The sequence below is a fragment of the Nonomuraea lactucae genome (genome assembly GCF_003313395.1).
GTDB classification, from domain to species: Bacteria; Actinomycetota; Actinomycetes; order Streptosporangiales; family Streptosporangiaceae; genus Nonomuraea; species Nonomuraea lactucae.
Genome location: NZ_QNFZ01000557.1, coordinates 1 through 1,805, shown reverse-complemented (window position 1 = coordinate 1,805; position 1,805 = coordinate 1). Strand labels below are relative to the sequence as shown.

The 1,805-nt window shown below is 75.1% G+C and carries 3 protein-coding genes; all 3 read left to right on the top strand.

Annotated features, from left to right (window positions below):
* A partial coding sequence (locus DQW85_RS23570) for a hypothetical protein (protein WP_113702259.1) occupies positions 1-481 on the top strand: 481 nt, incomplete at its 5' end.
* Positions 478-813 carry a hypothetical protein gene (locus DQW85_RS23565; protein WP_113702261.1) on the top strand — a complete coding sequence of 112 codons (336 nt, stop codon included), beginning with the start codon at positions 478-480 and terminating at the stop codon, positions 811-813. The genes DQW85_RS23570 and DQW85_RS23565, both read left to right, overlap by 4 nt.
* On the top strand, positions 813-1,805 hold a 993-nt coding region (locus DQW85_RS23560), incomplete at its 3' end, for a glycosyltransferase family 4 protein (protein ID WP_240197381.1). The genes DQW85_RS23565 and DQW85_RS23560, both read left to right, overlap by 1 nt.

Below are 1,805 nucleotides of genomic sequence, written 5' to 3'. Positions count from 1 at the left end.
GGTCGGCATCACCGCCGACCTGCGCGGCCACGGCGCCCCCGGCAAGGCCGGGCCCAGGCAGCGGCTGCCCGTCGCCCGCCCGGTGCGCAGCGCCGAACAGTGGTGGGTGCGGGACCAGTGGCTGACGGTGCGCGCCGAGCAACGTGACGGCGGAGTGCTGACCCTCGCCGTCATCGACGTGGTCCGGCACCGCCAGGTGGTCAAGGTCAACCCGCGCGGCAAGCGCAAGTCGAAGACCAAGACCAAGGCCGTGCAGCGCATCCACACCAGCCGCGCGCTGGCCAAGGGGCGGCAGCCGGCGCGGCCGGGCGTCCCGCCGCCGCCGTGGATCCGGGTGCGGGTCCGGCCCGGCCAGAGGACAGTGATCAAGGCGGCCGCGAAGGTGCCGCTGCCCCGGGAGCACGAGCAGCTCGGGGCGATCATGACGGTGTCGACCGAGCTGTTCAGGTGGACGGCGCCGCGGGGGAGGCGGAGCGCGTGACCCCGTGCCTGGAGACCACCGGCTTCTTCGTGCTCGGCCGGTGCGGCCGCCCGGCGGTGACCGGGTGCCCGCGCTGCGGCAAACCCGTCTGCGAGCGGCACGTGGCCCCCGCCGGCCTGTGCCCCGAGTGCGCGGCGGCCCAGGGGTACGGGACGCCGTACGACCCGTTCTGGACCAGCGGCTACCGGAGCCACCACTACCACAGCAGCGGCTCGGCCTACTCCGACCCCGGCTGGTACGCCACCTTCGACGACTACGACAGGGGCGCCTTCGACCTGGAGGACCAGGGCGACTTCGGCGACGGGGACGACGGCGACTTCGTGGACAGCTGATGCGGCTGCTGTGGATCACCGAGCACTACCCGCCCAGCCGTGGCGGCATGGCCGAGTCGTGCGACAGGATCGTCCGCGGTCTGCGCCGGGCGGGCGTCGAGATCGACGTCGCCCACCTGACCCGGCGGGCGCGCCCCTGGCGGAGCGCCGGCGAGCAGGGCGGCCGGCTGCTGACCGTCCCGCTGGAGGACAACCCCGAGCACGCGCTCCGCAGGATGTGGACCGTCCTGGCGGGGGAGCGCTACACGCACGTGGTCGCGTTCGGCGGCACGTACGCGATGCTCGCCGCCCCCGTGCTGGCCGCCTGGCTCGGCGCCCCGCTGGTGACGCTGCTGCGCGGCAACGACTTCGACACCGGCGTGTTCTCGCTGCGCCGGAGGGGCGCGCTGCTCGACGCGCTGCGCGCCTCGGCCCGGGTATGCGTGGTGGCCTCCTCGCACGCTCCGCTGGTGTCGGCCCTGGTCCCGGAGGTGCCGGTGACCTGGGTGGCGAACGGCATCGACGCGTCCGGCTGGGAGGTCCTGCCGTCGGAGCGGGAGGCGGCCACGGCCAGGCGCGCGGCCGCGGGAAGGCGCACGATAGGGCTCGTCGGCCAGCTCAAGAACAAGAAGGGCGTCGGCTTCCTGCTCGACGCGCTGGCCGCCTCGGGGCACGCGGACACGTTCCACCTGCTGCTGGTGGGCGAGCTGGAGGAGCACCTGGCCGTGCCGGTGGAGCACACCGTGCTGCCGTTCCTCGACCGCTACGAGCTGCCCGCCGTCTACGCGGCCTGCGACCTGGTCGCGCTGCCGTCCTTCTACGACGGCCTGCCGAACGTCGCCCTGGAGGCGGCGGCGCTCGGCGTGCCCCTGCTCGCCTCCGACGCCGGCGGGCTCGGCGACCTGGTGGACGACGAGATCGGCTTCCGCTTCGCCGCGGGCGACCCGCACGACTGCCGGGCGGCGGTCGACCGGGCCGCGCGCGCCACGGAGGAGCGGCTCGCCAAGCTGGGC